Source organism: Streptococcus oralis, assembly GCF_001588645.1.
GTDB lineage: Bacteria > Bacillota > Bacilli > Lactobacillales > Streptococcaceae > Streptococcus > Streptococcus oralis_AB.
This window is the reverse complement of the sequence record NZ_LAYF01000003.1, coordinates 1-16,750: the sequence shown is the minus strand read 5'-3', so window position 1 is coordinate 16,750 and position 16,750 is coordinate 1. Positions and strand designations below refer to the sequence as shown.

Sequence of the window (16,750 nt, the reverse complement as noted above, 5' to 3'; positions counted from 1 at the left end):
AAAGGCTAGAAACATCAAACATTTTTTAAAATTTATTTTACTATTTAAAATTCATATTTTCTTATCGAATTCCTCATCGATTTATTGTATCGTTTTCTCCTATCATCGAAACAAAATCTGGTATATTTTACCGCTATTTTTTAAAAAATAAGTTCACCTCGTTTTCGATACTAGATAGTGTTTTTATCATTTTGGTTATCTGATTTCTTAAACGTCAAATTGCTCTAGAGAGAATACTTCTATCCATTAAAAAGACCAGGTTTCCCTGGCCTTTCTGAGATACAATTAGAAGAAATACTTATTCATTCTAGTCTTCTTTTTTACCTTTAGTGGCCACTAATCCTGCACTCAAACCAAGAAGAGCTAAACCTGCTGCTAGAGCTGCTTGGCTTGTTGCACTTCCTGTATTTGGTAACTGCTCTTTTTGAGCTTGATTAGCTTTACTTGAAGCAATTTCTTTTGTATCTGCTTTTTCTGATACTTGTGGTTTTGTAGTTTCTTGAGGTACTGGTTTGGTCGTTTCACCAGCTGTACCGACTTCTACGATGCGATCCTGAGCTATAACTTTATCATAGCTTTCTTTTTCAGTTCGCTTACCATTTTCAACTTCGATTAAGTGAACACGGATACCTTTTTGACCTTCTTGGAGAACACGAGTTTGACCCGCTGGAAGCTTATCATTCTTTTGTTCCTGAACCTTGAAATCAATTGTTTCTTCTTCGATTACAAGTTCTGGTCTGTTAAGGACTAGGTTCTTCACTTCATCTTCTGGAAGAGAAGTTCCTGGTTTAGTGCCAACTTCTACTATACGATCTTGAGCAGCGACTTTATCGTAAGTTTCTTTAAGCTGACGTTTTCCATTTTCCACTTCAATCAAGTGAAGACGAATACCTTTTTGACCTTCTTGTAGGACACGAGTTTCTCCTAGGTACAACTTATCAGACTTACGCTCCTGAACCTTGAAGTCGATGGTTTCTTCTTCGATTACAAGTTCTGGTCTGTTAAGGACTAGGTTCTTCACTTCATCTTCTGGAAGGGAGGTTCCTGGTTTTGTTCCGACCAAGACGATGCGGTCTGTCGGTGCCTCTACCACTTCATGGAGTTTTTCTTCCTTACTTCCACTAGGATTAACCGCTGTAAAGATACGTTCCTTACCAACTTTTCCTTCTTGTTCTACACGAGTTTCTCCTAGATACAGCGTTGAATCCTTTTTCTCAACTGTCTTGTAGGCCAAATCGTTTTCAACAAATTCGAGTTTTGGAAGTTCTTCTTGTACAGCAGCAACTGTCTTCTCAGAAACTGGTTTTTCCTTGGTCAACTGGATACGATATTCCTTGACTTGTTTTCCACTTTCTGAAACAAGACGAACAAGTACTGGAAGGCTATCATCTCCGCTATCTACAACTGTTGAAGCCACTTGGTCTGTTTCCTCAACTGAAACTTTTGGACGTTGTCCGCTATAGGTTACTTGATAGTCTTGACGATTTTCAGCGAAATCAGGAAGTTCTTTTCCATCTACAAGAATCTTCGATTGAGTGCTTTCTTGAGGCAATTCGCTTGGAGCAAGGAAAGTCATCTCAATTATCGCAACACCCTTCTTATCCGCTTTACGCTCCATACGCCATCTCATGGCTTTGGCTTTCACAGCTTTAAAGGTAACGTTAATTTCATCACCGGCTTCAATGTCTTTATCCGCACGATAAGGAACAGCTTCCCAATTTTCTGGATTGTTGAATGGATGGTCTGCGTCGTAGGCTTGGTAGTTTGAATAGTAGGTTGGCACTTCAAACTCTGGACCGACATAGCGTTCTAAAACGAGTTTAGATGGTGCATCCGTACCACTATCTGCAAAGAAGTGAAGTTTAGCTTGAGCAACAGTCCGTTCTACAATCTTACCATTTTCACGGAAGATCACACCCGCTGATACTTCTGGATTAGAAGATGGTGTTGGAGACCAGTTTGTCCAACGACGATTTTCAGAATGGTCTCTATCATTGATATAGTCAACACGGTCATGAGAACTGTCGTCAATATCATTAGTTGCTGAGGCAAAGGCTTGGTTACTATTTTCATCGTAGTTAGGGTTTTCTGAGAGGGCCTCACCAAGTTTGTCTGTCACTCGTACAGAGAATTCCGCAACGAGGTCGCTACCAAGGACACGGCCTCGAACAGTAAATTGACCTGCTTTTGTCAGATTTTCTGCTGGAACTTCTTCCCATTCAACTGCCAAGTCTTTTGTTTCATAGCCATCTTTACCTGTGAAGTAAACCGGAACCTTAGTTGGCAATTCAAGCGGTAGACCTACTTGTACCAAACGTGCTTGTTTAACCGCAGCAAGAGGTTTACGAGAAAGTAAGTCCTTGTCCTTAGTGAAATGTAGACGGTATTCTCCTAAGATATCACCATTTTCAGCTTTCGCGATGACACGAACTGGCTCACCTTCACGAACGCTTGGAACAACCGTCGCAAGACCATTGTTGCTAACACTTGCTGTTACTGCAGGAACTTTTCCATCTACAGACTCAAGATAGTAGTCTGTCAAATCAGGGTTGAAGTTTGCTAAGTCTTTACCGTCAACTTGGATTCTCGTTTGTCCTTGTTTGGCTGCCGCAACTTGTTTCGCAAAGATTTGTACCTCTGTGATAGATGTTCCTTTCTTGCTATCAAGTCGAACCATACGAATGCGAACCGCATAGGTATCAACTTTATCAAAACTGAAATGATTCATTTCTCCAGCTTTTAATTGAGCTGGTGCTTTGAGATTGCTTACCTCTTTCCAGTTTGCAGGATCATTAAAGGCATGGTTTTCCTCACCTACAAAGCTAGGGTTTTTAGGAGCTGTTGGAACAGTCTTACCAACATAATACTCAATCACATAAGACTTAGGTACACCAACTCCGTGGTCTTCGTGGAATCCGACACTTAGATTATCAACAGAACGTTTGCTCAAGATACCTGAATCTCCGAATAGGACACCGACTGAAGCTTCTGGATTAGTACGATTCCAGTTTGTCCAACGGTTGGCTGGTCGGTCATTAAAGGAAATCAATTTATCGTTGACATTTGAAACAGGATCGGTTGGATTTGAGTCTGAAGCAAAGGCCAGTGGCAATTCTGAACCTGTCCATTGGTCAGAAATATTTGCTCCTTGCTCAGTTTGAGCAGACACACGAACATGAAGTTTGGTAGTTAATTGCGTACCTTCTAGGCGACCATTAACTGTAAAGACACCTTCCTTGGCGTATTGGTCTGATTGAATCGCATCCCATGTAACCTTGGCAGATGAAACGTGACCATTTGAATCGTAGGTACGAACACTTTCTGGTAATTGTGGCGCTTCTGCGATTGGTGTTGTCACACTGACTTCTTCAACCGAAACGATACCTTCTACAGAGACTTTAGCACGCGCTTCAAGGTCAATCCCTTCAACTTTACCTAGAACTTCGAAGGTTTGATAGTGGTCTAGTTTTTCTTTTGGAATAGCTTGCCAAATGACTTTATGAGTTTTAGGGAAACCTTTGTCATACTCAACAGTTACTGTTGTTGGAAGAGTAGGTTCTTGATGCAAGTCTGTCACTACATTTACTGGACGGATAGATTGCGCAACCTTCGTCTCAGTATTGGCTTGGATAGTGAGTTCAACTTGGCCTTTAGCTCCCTCATATTCCGCTTTCAGAGTGACTGCTCCTGGCTTATGCAGCTCAAGCATTCCTTTACGAACTGCGACTTCCCCTTCACCACTTGTAGAGAAGGTTACTTTATCAGCTGGTAAAACTGCTTGTGTTCCGTCTTGATAGTGAGCGAGTACAGACAATTTCACTGTTTGGTCTTCTTTAAGACCGTCAGCTTGCTCTACTTGTAAGCTCAAGTGGTCAATTTTTGGTGCTTCTTCAAGGAATTGAATTGCATAGGTTTGAAGAGGACCACCATCTTTTGGTTGAACATAGATGCTTGCACGCATGCCGTTTGCTGCACTTGCTTGGACTACAGTAACATCCGCATTTTCAGCACTTGCTACAACTTCTGGCAAGGATGCACCGTAAGTAAGAGTTCGATATTGCATTGGATTTTGAGTAGTAAGACCAGTGACAGATTCGCCACCTACAGTTACATTTGGTGCTACAGGTGCTGCAACATCACCGTCTTCTACTACAAGGGTAGCGTGAATAGTCTCACCACCCAGTTGGCCAGTCATTGGAATACGTGATCCTGCAACTGACAGTTTAGCTTTATCTGCTTCCGCAATCTCCCACTTATCAACTTCGTATTCTTGAACGCTTCCATCCGTAACAGCAATAGAAACGTATTTGTCAACAGCGCTCAAGTCTGTTCCTGAAGCAACACGCTTAACAGTTGGAAGCTCATTTTCAATTGCTAGAATTTCGACACGAGCCTCAACTTCGCGTCCGTCTGCCATACCTTTAACAGTCACAACTCCTGCTTGGCTCACATCAACTGAAGACCAAGTTACTGGACGTTTTTCACGACTGCCATCACTGTAGATAAAACCGACTGTCTTCGGCATTTTTGGCTCTTTCTCAATAACAGTACGTACTTTTGGTACTTCGGTTCCGAGAACGGTCTTTTCTTGGTCTTCTTTTTTACCAGTAAAGACCGTTACTTGACCAGATTTCAAGAGATCTGAATGGGCTGTTAGCGTGAATTTACCTGCTTGCTCAGTTGATTTAACAATGGCAACCCCTTTACCGTTAAAGGCTCTGCGGATCCAAGAACCATCAGGTTGTGCCTTGTAGCGTTCACGGCTGGCTTGTTCCCCATTATCAACACCAACCAGTTGACCTTGTCCATGCAATTGGAAACGAACCAAATTATTGGCAGTTGGTACCACATTTCCTTCACTATCTACGATTTCGTAGTAGATGTAGGTCAAGTCTTTTCCATCTGCTGCGATTGCGTGTTCTTCCTTGACGAGGCGAACACCTGCTGGTTGGCCTGCAGTCGTGATCTTATCACGTGCAATTTCTTTACCAGCTTCATCGCGAGCTACAGCTTCCAAAGTACCTGGTTGGTAAGCAACCTTCCACTCAAGATAGAGTTCCTTAGCATTGGCACCTTCTTGGTAAGTGCGTCCATCGCTGGTTTGTTTTTTGTTGAACTTTTTAACACCGAGAGATTGACCGTTCAAGAACAATTCTACGCTTGCAGCGTTTGAGTAAGCTCGAACTGGAATCTTGCCTTCTGAGTCAGCAACTTTGTCTGCTAATTCTCTATTTTCCCAGTTCCAGTGAGGAAGAAGGTGCACCATCGGTTTCTTCTTGGCAGAAACCCATTGGCTTTGGTAGAGGTAGAAGTCATGTTTTGGAATACCGGCTGTATCTACGATACCAAAGTAAGAGCTCTTAACGGGAGTTTGGTTTTGATTGTGCCATGGTGTAGGTTCACCGATATAATCCGTACCTGTCCAGATAAACTGTCCAGCATAGCCAGCGTTGTCACGGTCAAAGGTCCATGAAGCGGTTGCCGTTTTACCCCAACCAACACGATCATTCCCATAATCTGACTGTTCATAGTTACGATAAGCTTGGTTGCTATGTACCAATTCTTGTTCAGGACGATAATAGCTACCACGTGTACGGGTTGCTGAAGATGTTTCTGAACCATAAATCAACCAGTTTGGATGTTTCGCACGAAGTTTCTTGTAGTTGTCTTCTGAGTAGTTGAAACCAACTGCATCGAGTTCTTCGGCAATCTTCTCATGACCACCGCTACCATCACCAAAGCGGAACTTATCTGCTCCCATGGTAACATAACGTGTAGTATCAACATCTTTAATCACTTTTACTAAGCGTTTAACCGTTGCTAGAGAATGAGGTTTACCATCGGCTTCACCGATTTCGTTTCCGATAGACCACATGAAGACAGCTGGGTTATTTTTATCTCTTTCGACCATGGTACGAAGATCGTAGTCAGACCATTTTTCACCTTTTCTAGCTTCTGGGTGAGTAGCGTCTTTTTCAAAGAAACGTCCGTAGTCATAAGGTTTCTTACCACCATACCACGTATCAAAGGCCTCTTCCTGAACGAGCAAACCAAGTTCTGCTGCGATTTGCAAGGTCTGTGGACTTGCAGGGTTATGAGTTGTACGGATGGCGTTAACGCCCATCTCCTTCATTTGTTTGAGACGGCGGTATTCTGCCTTATAGTTTTCTTCTGCTCCAAGCGCTCCGTGGTCATGGTGCAAGGAAACACCATGTAATTTAATGCGTTCACCATTCAAAGAGAAACCTTCATTTGGAGTCCAATGATAGTAACGGTAACCAAACAAATCTTTCTTAGCATCGACTAATTGACCGTCACGGTAAACACGCGTAATCAATTCGTACAAGGCAGGTTTGTCATTTAAAACTGTCCAGAGTTTTGGTTGTTCAACTTCTAAAATCGCATCAAGACTTGTTGACTCATGTGCTTTCAAGGTACGGCTCGCTGTACGAACCAAGCCTGTTACAGCCTGACCACCACGTTCAACGATTTGATACTCTGCCACCAGTTCATGATCTTTATCGTCTGTATTGACGATTTTGCTGGCAACATGAGTTTCAACCTTGCCATGTTGCTGTTGTTCAAGTTTTGGTGTTAAGATAGTTGTCCCATTTTTCTCAACATGAATCTTATCTGTCACTTGCAAGGTCACATCACGGTAGATACCACTACCTGAGTACCAACGGCTACTTGGTTGTTTGTTAACAGCATGGACAGCAATCACATTCTCACGACCATCTTTGTGAAGGTATTTGGTGATATCGTATGAGAACTGGTTATAACCATTTGGATAATGCCCCACTAACTGGCCATTGACATAGACTTGAGAGTCCATATAGACACCATCAAAGGTCACTCGAACATTTTTCTTGAGATCTTTTTCATCAAGTTTAAAAGTCTTGCGATACCAAGCTTCACCACCATTGAGCTGTCCACCCTCGTTTTGGGCAGGTGACTGATGGTCAAAATCGTTAAAGATACTCCAGTCGTGTGGGAGATCCAATTTTTGCCATGTTGATACATCTGCATCTGATTTCACAGCTTCTTTAGGATTCGCATTGAGTTTAAAGTGCCAATTTTGATTAAAATTCACTTTTCTATCTTCAATCATTTGATTCACTTCTTCATTTGTAGCAGCTTTCAAATCTTCCTTGACAGGCTTTTCCTGACTTGAAGCTTGAGATTCTACCTTTGGAGCTGTTTCTTCAGGTTTTAGAGATGCTTTCTCCTCTTTTGGAGCTACAGGTTCCTCTTCTTTCACCTCTGGTTTGCTTGCTTCAATTGGAGCGGCTTGACTTTGATCGACACTTGCAGCATCCTTGTGCTCTGCTACAGCTTGATTTTCTTTTTCCTCCACTGCTGGACTTTCCTCTTTTGCTTGTTCCACAGTGTGGGTGATAGGAGTTTCATCCGCGAAAACTGGTGATTCTCCAATGACACTTCCTCCAAATAGAACCGCACAGGTTCCAATCATGACAGAGCAAGCGCCTACGGCAAACTTACGAATGCTGTAGACTCTTTTACGATTCCAATGGCCTTTTTCCATAAAATCCTCCTTTAGTAACCGCTTCCATTTTCTTGTAAGCGTATTACTTTTTCATAGCCTTTTACCCTTATTTTATAAAATAATATAGGAAATTTCAATACCCTAAACACAAAAAATCATATTTTTGATTGTTTTTTCTAAAATTTGTAGAAGATTCGAAAAAAGTGAATGTAGATTTAGAACAAAAGCAAACATTTTTTTGACACTCAGTTCAATATTATAAAAAAAGTTCCTTTTGTAAGGAACTCCTTTTACTTATAATTAAAGATTCCCCCAGCCAACTTATCAGCTAGTTTGGGAAAGAGGGTATAAAACTTATGGGCTAGGTTCAACAAAACTGGGAGATTGAGTTCCCGTTTGTTTTTTCCTATGATTCTGACAATCTTTCTAGCGACTACATCTGGTTCTAAGAGAAATCGGTCAACAGACTTGAGGTAGCTCCCATCTGACGTCAAATGAGGATTTCCATTAGCAAAGCGTTCTGGGAAAATCTGATACCACACGGTATTTGAAACCCAACTAGGAACCTGACATCCATCAATTTCGTGAACATAAGGAAGTTTAAAGCCATTTCCTTCAGCATCCAAGTTTTCTTGAGTATGTTCCTTATCTACATAAAAATACCCTTACCCTCTTTATCAAGGAGTTCAAAGAGATACTGAATGCGTAAAAAATCAACAGAGACCGTAACCTGCCAATAATCAAGTAAGGCGTCTGAAGTTACTTTGGTCATTTCTTTCTTAGCTTCATACTTATCCTCAATGAAAATAAATGGATCTCCATAATGCAGAATAACCTTCTGAACATCATTTTTCTACGTTCTAATTCGGATATGTAGCTGACCTTCTTTGTAAAGATAAGCGTATTCTGATTCTGGTCTATGATAAATGGCTGTCAATTCCATATTTTATCTCCTAAATAGTCTACTATCATTTTAAGCAAACGTTTTAATAATCGCTGGTTCTAGTATACTTTTTACGATTTAAATTGCAATACTTGGATAAATAGTTGAATAAATCCATCATATATTTTTAACTGGATTTAATTTCCATTTACCTCTTATAACTTGGCTTTTCTAGGGGTATCGGCTCGGGATTTTGCTTAATCCAGATAAGAGCTAGCTGACACAGACGATCTAAACTGACTTCATTATCATTCTCTTTACTATGGATTTGCGCAATGACTTGCCTAACTTCTTCCAATTCTTGATCTGAAAGAGAGCTTCCTAAAGACAAGTATTGCGGGAGAGCCTGAAGCATTTTTCTATAATCCCTGTCCCAGTTGGCTCCACCATTGCGATCCAGTTCATCTCGAACTCTGCCTGGTATACGGATAGCTTCGCCCTGAACAGTTTTGGCTGCTCCACTTGAAGGAATCAAGAAAGACCATAGTTCCTCATATTGATCCTCCCAACTACTTTCTTTTACGAGAATAGGAGAAACTCCATCATGGGTTATTCGTTTGGCTACTGGCTTGACATTAAACAAAGCATAAAGTCTTTCTAGACCCTGATCTGCTGCTTCTAGATAGTCAGGATTGAGCCCTTCTCTATGAAATTCAAAATCCTTACCAATATTTTCAACCTTTTCTTTCATAGCCGATGTTTTCTTAGCATCAGCATCCAGCAATATAGAGGCAATTTCAGCTGTTTGGGCAATATAGATTCCCCGACAGACAGTGAGAACGGAGTCTAGTGGAGTCTGTCCTCTATCATTCTTAGGGTTGACAGCTGCTCCCTTTTCTAAGAGAAGCGCAACTACTTTAGGATGAAAAAACTCAGCAGCCATATGCAAGGGTGTATTGCCATAAGTATTGGGTTTTTCAATGTCCGCACCCAATTCGAGCAATAGTTTTACAGTATCTCTTCCCATGGTTGCTTGACGGTACAAAGGTGTTGCTCCATAATAATCAGGAATATTGATATCTAGGCCCTTTTCTACCAACCAGATAACCAATTCATCCGGGACTCCTCCCATATGCAAGGGTGTACATAAGCTATATCTCCCGTCATGAGCAGTTAACTCACACTTGTCATACACGGCCTTTAATTGGTCAATATTGCCGTCTGTCAGTAGTTCATTAAAGTCCTTCGGTAAGGTTACTCTTTTCTTTTTTGCCATTCCTCTTCTCCTTTAACCATGATTCTATCTTTTTGTACCTAGATTGGACTCTAAGTATCTTCCTGATTTCTTTTATTTGTATTATACCCTAAAAGCTATGAATATGCACGAAGAGACTGGATTTTAAAACTTTAAAACAACTCTTCTTCCGACAAATTAAATCAAAAAGCCCTTCCTCAAGGGAACAGCTTTTTCACTTATAATTAAAAGTCTCCCCTGCCAACTTATCAGCTAGCTTGGGAAAGAGGGTATAAAACTTATGGGCTAGGTTCAACAAAACTGGGAGATTGAGTTCCCGTTTGTTTTTTCCTATGATTTTGACAATCTTTCTAGCCACTGCATCTGGTTCTAAGAGAAAGCGGTCAACCGACTTGAGGTAGGTCCCATCTGGGTCAGCCTGGTCAAAAAAGGCAGTACGAATCGGTCCTGGATTAACCGTCGTTAGATAGACACCATAGGGAATCAGTTCGAGGCGCAGCGCATTTGAAAATCCAATAGCCGCAAACTTGGTCGCTGAGTAGAGACTAGACTTGCTAGTCGCTATCAAACCTGCCATGCTGACGATATTGATGATATGGCCTTTCCGATTTTCTTTCATGCGAGCTCCAAGACGACGAGACAGATTCATCAGAGCAAAGGTATTGACCTCAAACATCTGGTGAATGTCTTGATCAGAAATCTGGTCAAATTCCTCAAAAATCCCGTAACCAGCGTTGTTAATCAAGACATCAATCTTGCCATAACGGAGATAGAGGTCAACTACCAGGGATTCTAGGGCTGAGTCATCAGTAATGTCGATTTCAATCAATTCTACATTAGGATGCTTTGCATATAGTTGAGCTAGTTTTTCCTTGTTTCTACCTAGCAAGATGAGTTGGTCATTTGGCAAGAGTTTGACCATTTCTTGGGCTAAGCCACCGCTTGCTCCGGTAATCAGAATAGTACGCATACTTATCCTTTCTCAATCTTCTAAATTTCCACTTCTTCCAAGTCTTTGACCACATGGACATTCTCAAAAACAGTTGCTGCATCTTTCTTGAGCTGGCTGATATCTTTTGAGAGGAAACGAGCACTGATATGATTTAGTAGGAGACGTTTGGCACCTGCTTCTGCTGCTACTTGTGCTGCCTGCATATTGGTTGAGTGACCGTGATTGCGAGCAATTTTTTCATCTCCCTTGCCATAAGTCGACTCATGGACAAGAACATCTGCATTGACAGCTAGACGCACACTGGCATTGGTTTTTCGGGTGTCGCCCAGAATGGTGATAATCTTACCCGGACGGGGAGCTGAGATATAGTCTGCTGCCTTGATTTCAGTCCCATCTTCGAGAACAACATCCTGACCGTTTTTGATTTTTCCAAAAAGCGGGCCAAATGGAACACCAGCGGCCTTAAGTTTTTCAGCATCCAAGGTTCCTTCTAAGTCCTTTTGCATGACACGATAGCCAACACAGAAAATAGTGTGGTCCAGCTCCTCTGCATACACCGTGAATTTATCGGTCTCAAGGATTTTCCCTAGAGAATCTTGGTCAAACTCATGAAAATGAATGCGGTAAGGCAGACGAGAACCCGACACACGTAGACTGGTTAAGACAAATGACTTGATCCCTTGTGGTCCATAAATGTCCAAATCTGTCTGCTCCTCATTTGCCTGAAAGGCACGGCTAGAAAGGAATCCTGGCAAGCCAAAGATATGATCTCCATGCAGGTGAGTGATAAAGATTTTGCTGACCTTACGTGGTCGAATCGTGGTTTCCAGAATGCGATTTTGCGTTCCTTCTCCACAGTCAAAGAGCCAGACTTCGTTAATCTCGTCCAAGAGTTTCAATGCGAGACTTGAAACGTTGCGGGCTTTAGAGGGCTGACCAGCCCCTGTTCCTAAAAATTGAATATCCATTCGATACTTTCTAATTAATCAATATATAACATGGCTGTGCGATTTTCCGATCGGAAATGGCGCTTGCCAGTAAAAGCTTTAGACTCTTGAAGCAAATCCTCTTGGCTGTAGCCTTTGAGACGCTTGCGACCATCTGCTAAATTTTCCAGATCTGTTAAAGCTGTGAGATTTTCCACGCTAACAACTTCCTCTTCTCCGATTGCCTTCATATAAATCTTTCCAGACTCCTCAAAGACTAGCTGATGCGGGAAAATTTGTGCAATCTCAAAAAGCAAGTCATCCGAGATTTCCTCTTCATTTTCAGAGAAAATCCGCCCCAGTCCCTCACTCTCATAGCAAAATCCAAAGGATTTGCCAGATAAATTAAGACGAATAAAAGGCTTATTTTCAAAGGTGAAACTTGGCTCAGCATTGTAGAGGTTCAGTTCATGACTGAGTTCTGCAAAGTAATCTGTCGCAGCTTCAGGACTCTTTTTCTGGTAGAGTTCAGCAAAGTAGGCATTGACTACACTCGGAGGAGGTGTGATGAGAGCTAACTGCTCCTGCTCTGTTTTGCCAGCTAGAAGCTGATCCAGATAGACCTTATCCAGACTTGTATAGCCCCCATACTTTAGAGCCAAGGTTTTAATATCAGTCATAAAATTCCTCTAACCTCCATTTATTTTTCTCAGAAATGTAGCCTGTAATCACTTCTCCATCATCTTGGTAGGCACGATCTTCCAGAATCGCTACACTTTCCAAATCATGAATCTTGTAGGATTTTGAAAAAGGCACGCGCAGGGTAAAGACTTCAAAAATATCCTTGATCTTCTTCAAAAACAATGCTTGCAAGTTCTCACGACTATCCTCAGACTTGGCAGAAATGAGGGCATACGGCGTTTGGGTAGGCATGAAATCCTCCACTAAATCCGCTTTATTATAAAGGGTCAGGCGGGGAATATCCTCCATATCCAAGTCTTTCATGATGGACAGGACTGTTTTTTCATGCTCCTCGTGATAAGGATTGCTGGCATCGATGACATGAACCAGAAGGTCTACATGTTTACTTTCTTCTAAGGTTGACTTGAAACTGGACACCAATTCTGTTGGCAAATCCTGGATAAAGCCAACCGTATCAGTCAAGGTAACCTGAAGATTGCCCCCTAGATGGATGCTCTTTGTCGTCGCATCCAGGGTCGCAAACAGCTCGTCTGCTTCATACTGGGTCTTGCTGGTCAAGGTGTTCATGATGGTTGATTTCCCAGCATTGGTGTAACCAATCAAACCGATTTTAAAGGTACTTGACTCCAAGCGTTTTTCTCTGACAGTCGCTCGATTTTTCTCAACCACCTTGAGCTGGCGCTCGATATCTGTGATTTGATTGCGAACGCTACGACGGTTCAGTTCCAGCTGGCTTTCCCCTGGACCACGGGAACCAATTCCCCCTGCCTGACGGCTGAGCATAATTCCCTGACCAACCAAGCGAGGTAAGAGGTACTTAAGCTGGGCCAAATGCACTTGAAGTTTCCCTTCGTGGCTACGAGCCCGCATGGCAAAGATATCCAAAATCAACTGCATACGGTCAATGACCTTGACACCCAGAACTTCTTCTAAATTGACATTTTGCCGTGGAGTCAAGCGATTATTGACGATGACAGTAGTAATTTCCTCAGCATCCACCATTCGAGCGATTTCTTCCAACTTACCAGAGCCAACAAAAGTCTTGGAATCATATTTTTCACGTTTTTGCCTGTAACTACCTACTACGACTGCTCCAGCAGTCTTAGCCAGACTGGCCAATTCTTCCATGGAGAGGTCAAAATTGTCCATGCCCTGCAATTCCACACCGATGAGCAGGACCCGTTCCTCTTTTTTCTCCGTTTCAATCATCTAAAAACTCCTCTATCTGGCTTAAAATACGGTCTTGCACACCAGGCTCTCCTATCTGAAAAAAGGTAACCTGCATGCGATTACGGAACCAGGTCAACTGACGCTTAGCAAAACGACGAGTCGCCTGTTTGAGACTCTCGCTGGCTTCCTCAAGAGTTTGCTCCCCACGGAAATAAGGAAAGAGTTCCTTGTAGCCAATGCCTTTGGCTGCCTGCACATCTGGATAATGGTCAAAGAGCCACTTAGCCTCATCCAAAAGTCCAGCCTCAAACATCAGATCTACTCGGCGATTGATACGTTCATAAAGCTGACTGCGTTCATCATCCAAACAGATAATCAAAGCTTCATAAGGACTTTCCTGATTTTCCAAATCCTGACCAAAATGGGCAATCTCCAAGGCACGCATAGCACGACGACGGTTAAACTGGGGAATTTCAAGACCTGCTTGCTCCACAAGATGGGCTAATTCCTCATCTGAATAAGGCTCCAAACTAGCCCGATAAGCTACAATCTCCTCATGAGGTGTTTCCCCACCTAGATGATAGCCTTCCAGCAAGCTCTGGATATAAAGTCCAGTTCCACCAGCGATAATGGCTAGCTTGCCACGGCTTTGAATATCCTCAATAGCCTTCTTAGCTTCTGAAACAAAATCAAAAGCCGAGTAAGACTCGGTCACCTCTCTGACATCAATCAAATGATGAGGAACAGCTACTTGCTCCTCTGGGATAGCCTTGGCCGTCCCAATATCCAACCCTCTGTATACTTGCTGACTGTCACCACTGACCACCTCTCCACCAAAGCGCTTGGCCACTTCAATAGCAAGGGCTGTCTTCCCAACAGCGGTCGGTCCAACAATCACAATTATTTTTGTTTTCATCTTTTTTCCTTGAAAAATTTCCATTTTTTCGTTACTATTATTATATCACAAAAAGGTCAGTCAGAAAAATGCTACCACTTGGGGAGCCTGGCTGATCGGGAAGATAAAGGAGGAAGACTCATGGCTAAAGGATTTGCTAAAGGTCTTGTAACAGGTGTCGCAGGAACTGTCGCTGCCGTTGCAGGTGCAGTATACGCAATTAAAAAGAAAGTGATTGAGCCAGAAGAGCAAAAAGCAGCTTTCATCGAAGAAAACCGTAAAAAAGCAGCTCGCCGCCGCGTATCACATTAAGCAACAAAAGAAGTTGAGATTTCTCAACTTCTTTTTATTTTCTTAAATAGCCAAATCAAACTTCAGTTGTGGCTTGACTGGATCATAGTCAACTAACTCAAAGTCCTCCGCTTTGATATCAAAGAAATTGGTCCCATCAGGAACATTCAAGACCAAACGAGGTTGGCAATTTGACGGCTCACGGCGGAGCAATTCCTGAGCTTGTTCAAACTGATTATCATAGATATGAAGGTTGTTGATAAAATAGAAAAACTTCCCAACCTTCCAGCCAAAATGCTTGGCAATCATCATTTGAAGAGCCACATACTGCATAGCATTGATGTGGTGTGCAACCAGCATATCATTCGAACGCTGGGTCAAGGTCGCATCCAGATAGATGTCCCCATCAACCCGACGGACATCAAACATGGTCTGAAAGGCGCATGGAAGAAGACCATCTGTCTCCTCAAAAGCTTGGTAATCCCAGAGTGAGATGATATTGCGGCGGTTCCAGGGATTGGCTTCCAACTGCTTGAGAATCTTATTGATGATGTCATGTTTCTTAACGACCGCCCCATAGCGTTCACCAATGGTTCCCGTATCTCCCACTTCCCAGTCATTCCAGTAGTGGACATTGTACTTGCTATTTAGCACTTCTAGGCTATTAGACTGGTCTTGGTAAATCCAGAGCACTTCTTTGATGGCTGATTTGATTGCAATGGGTCGCAAGGTTGTGATGGGAAATTCCCCCTTAGACAAATCATACTCCGCAAAGGCACCCGTTACGTACTTGGAGTTGGCAACAGTCCCATCCTTGTACTTGGGACGAGCCTGCTCAGAAAAGACACCGTCTTTGAGGATTCGTTCAATATTTTCTTTAAAAATCGTATCAGCTTTTGTCATTTACTCTCACCTCATTTATAGTCCTAACTAGTATAGCATAAAAAAAGAAAGGAGGAAAATCACTGGCTTTAAAGTAGTGTTTTTCTCCTTTTATGATCTTATTGCAATACAAGTGATGCTGCTCCGATAACTCCAGCGTCATTTCCTAGAGTTGCAAGAGCCAATTTTGTAGATGTGCGTACTTGTGGGAAGGTATTTTCATCATAAACCTTTTGCACGCCTTGGAGAAGGAATTCTCCCGCAGCTGACACCCCACCACCGATAACAATCGTTGAAGGGTTGAGGATTGAACCGATGTTAGCACAAGCGATACCCAAGTAACGTGAGAAGTTTCGGTAAACGATCAAGGCAAGGTCGTCCCCTTCTTTAGCCAAGTCAAAAACAGTTTTAGCAGTTACTTCTTCTCCGTCATCAATCAAGCGTTTCAAGGCTGCATCGCCTTCGTATTCATCTGCATATCGACGAGTCAAGTTGACAATCCCTGTTGCAGAAGCAACTGTCTCAAGACAGCCTTTTTTACCACAGGTACATGCGATTGGTTGGTCAAAGTCAACAGTGATATGGCCAAGCTCACCTGCCGCTCCAGCAACACCGTGGAGAAGTTTTCCTTCTGCCACGATACCGCCACCAACACCGGTACCAAGTGTCATAAAGACAACGTCTGGTTGGTTGTCACCAGCACCCATCCAGCGCTCACCAAGAGCAGCTACATTGGCATCATTATCAATGAAGAATGGAATCCCCAAGGCTTTTTCAATCTTTTCTTTAATCGGTTGAAGGGTTTTCCAGTTGAGGTTGTAGGCACCGATAACAGTCCCTTTTTCACGGTCAACCACACCAGGTGATCCCATTCCAATACCTCGGAAATCCGTAGCTGACAATCCAAGCAAGTCCAAACGATGCTGAATAGACTCAATCATATCATCTACAATATGGCTTCCTTCGTCCAAAATATTGGTCTTAATAGACCATTTTTCTTGGATTTCTCCCTCTTGAGTTAAAATTGCGAACTTGACAGATGTTCCACCAAGGTCAATCCCAATAATCTTTTGACTCATCGTCTTCTCCTTTTTAATTGAAAATGCTTACAGATATAGTATAACAAAATCGTCCGTTTTGTGCAAAGGTTTGCAGGCTACAAGCCAAAATTAAAACATCTCATTTACTTCACTATTTGTAAAAATTAGTCACCCAAATGTTGAATGGCATAGTTGGCTTCTTCTTTGGTAAATTTTCTAAAATAAGGAGAAGTTAGCCTCTCATAAA

11 protein-coding genes and 2 pseudogenes are annotated in these 16,750 nt (G+C 42.4%); 1 reads left to right on the top strand and 12 read right to left on the bottom strand.

Features of this window, described 5'->3' with window-relative positions; genetic code table 11:
- Positions 1–307: 307 nt before the first annotated feature.
- From bgaA to miaA, 9 genes and pseudogenes are all read right to left on the bottom strand, one after another.
- Positions 308–7,546: an LPXTG-anchored adhesin/beta-galactosidase BgaA gene (bgaA, locus tag A0739_RS01530; protein ID WP_061586826.1), complete on the bottom strand. Its 7,239-nt coding sequence runs from the start codon at positions 7,544–7,546 to the stop codon at positions 308–310.
- Positions 7,547–7,797: 251 nt separating this feature from the next.
- Positions 7,798–7,992: pseudogene (locus A0739_RS10395) on the bottom strand (SDR family NAD(P)-dependent oxidoreductase); the annotation flags it as partial.
- Positions 7,984–8,450: pseudogene (locus A0739_RS09960) on the bottom strand (alpha amylase N-terminal ig-like domain-containing protein); the annotation flags it as partial. The pseudogenes A0739_RS09960 and A0739_RS10395, both read right to left, overlap by 9 nt.
- Before the next feature lie 148 nt (positions 8,451–8,598).
- Positions 8,599–9,666: an ankyrin repeat domain-containing protein gene (locus A0739_RS01520; RefSeq protein WP_061586824.1), complete on the bottom strand. Its 1,068-nt coding sequence runs from the start codon at positions 9,664–9,666 to the stop codon at positions 8,599–8,601.
- A gap of 193 nt (positions 9,667–9,859) precedes the next feature.
- Positions 9,860–10,615, bottom strand: coding sequence for an SDR family NAD(P)-dependent oxidoreductase (locus A0739_RS01515; RefSeq protein WP_061586823.1), 756 nt, complete (start codon positions 10,613–10,615; stop codon positions 9,860–9,862).
- A 20-nt stretch (positions 10,616–10,635) separates the two neighbouring features.
- On the bottom strand, positions 10,636–11,565 hold the full coding sequence (gene rnz, locus A0739_RS01510) for a ribonuclease Z (protein WP_061420661.1): 930 nt from the start codon (positions 11,563–11,565) through the stop codon (positions 10,636–10,638).
- Positions 11,566–11,579: 14 nt separating this feature from the next.
- Positions 11,580–12,203 (bottom strand): hypothetical protein, encoded by a 624-nt coding sequence (locus A0739_RS01505; RefSeq protein ID WP_061586822.1) that lies wholly within the window; start codon positions 12,201–12,203, stop codon positions 11,580–11,582.
- Complete coding sequence (hflX, locus tag A0739_RS01500) at positions 12,196–13,434, bottom strand: GTPase HflX (protein WP_061586821.1); 1,239 nt, start codon at positions 13,432–13,434, stop codon at positions 12,196–12,198. The genes A0739_RS01505 and hflX overlap by 8 nt, the downstream gene beginning before the upstream one ends.
- Positions 13,427–14,311 (bottom strand): tRNA (adenosine(37)-N6)-dimethylallyltransferase MiaA, encoded by an 885-nt coding sequence (gene miaA, locus A0739_RS01495; protein ID WP_061586820.1) that lies wholly within the window; start codon positions 14,309–14,311, stop codon positions 13,427–13,429. The genes hflX and miaA overlap by 8 nt, the downstream gene beginning before the upstream one ends.
- A gap of 120 nt (positions 14,312–14,431) precedes the next feature.
- Here miaA and A0739_RS01490 point away from each other — a divergent pair, with 120 nt between their 5' ends.
- Positions 14,432–14,602: a DUF3042 family protein gene (locus A0739_RS01490; RefSeq protein WP_001051782.1), complete on the top strand. Its 171-nt coding sequence runs from the start codon at positions 14,432–14,434 to the stop codon at positions 14,600–14,602.
- A gap of 42 nt (positions 14,603–14,644) precedes the next feature.
- Here A0739_RS01490 and A0739_RS01485 read toward each other — a convergent pair whose 3' ends face one another.
- The 3 genes from A0739_RS01485 to A0739_RS09955 form a co-directional block, all read right to left on the bottom strand.
- Complete coding sequence (locus tag A0739_RS01485; protein WP_061586819.1) at positions 14,645–15,484, bottom strand: thymidylate synthase; 840 nt, start codon at positions 15,482–15,484, stop codon at positions 14,645–14,647.
- 98 nt (positions 15,485–15,582) lie between these two features.
- Complete coding sequence (locus A0739_RS01480) at positions 15,583–16,542, bottom strand: ROK family glucokinase (RefSeq protein ID WP_000078588.1); 960 nt, start codon at positions 16,540–16,542, stop codon at positions 15,583–15,585.
- 125 nt (positions 16,543–16,667) lie between these two features.
- Positions 16,668–16,750: Ltp family lipoprotein (locus tag A0739_RS09955; protein ID WP_196755705.1), on the bottom strand; the 83-nt coding region annotated here is incomplete at its 5' end.

Bases quoted from the DNA above. Each gene is read 5' to 3' on its own strand.
- A0739_RS01505 (WP_061586822.1), bottom strand. From the start codon at position 12,203: ATGACTGATATTAAAACCTTGGCTCTAAAGTATGGGGGCTATACAAGT.
- miaA (WP_061586820.1), bottom strand. From the start codon at position 14,311: ATGAAAACAAAAATAATTGTGATTGTTGGACCGACCGCTGTTGGGAAG.
- A0739_RS01480 (WP_000078588.1), bottom strand. From the start codon at position 16,542: ATGAGTCAAAAGATTATTGGGATTGACCTTGGTGGAACATCTGTCAAG.
- A0739_RS01520 (WP_061586824.1), bottom strand. From the start codon at position 9,666: ATGGCAAAAAAGAAAAGAGTAACCTTACCGAAGGACTTTAATGAACTA.
- A0739_RS01490 (WP_001051782.1), top strand. From the start codon at position 14,432: ATGGCTAAAGGATTTGCTAAAGGTCTTGTAACAGGTGTCGCAGGAACT.
- bgaA (WP_061586826.1), bottom strand. From the start codon at position 7,546: ATGGAAAAAGGCCATTGGAATCGTAAAAGAGTCTACAGCATTCGTAAG.
- A0739_RS01485 (WP_061586819.1), bottom strand. From the start codon at position 15,484: ATGACAAAAGCTGATACGATTTTTAAAGAAAATATTGAACGAATCCTC.
- rnz (WP_061420661.1), bottom strand. From the start codon at position 11,565: ATGGATATTCAATTTTTAGGAACAGGGGCTGGTCAGCCCTCTAAAGCC.
- hflX (WP_061586821.1), bottom strand. From the start codon at position 13,434: ATGATTGAAACGGAGAAAAAAGAGGAACGGGTCCTGCTCATCGGTGTG.
- A0739_RS01515 (WP_061586823.1), bottom strand. From the start codon at position 10,615: ATGCGTACTATTCTGATTACCGGAGCAAGCGGTGGCTTAGCCCAAGAA.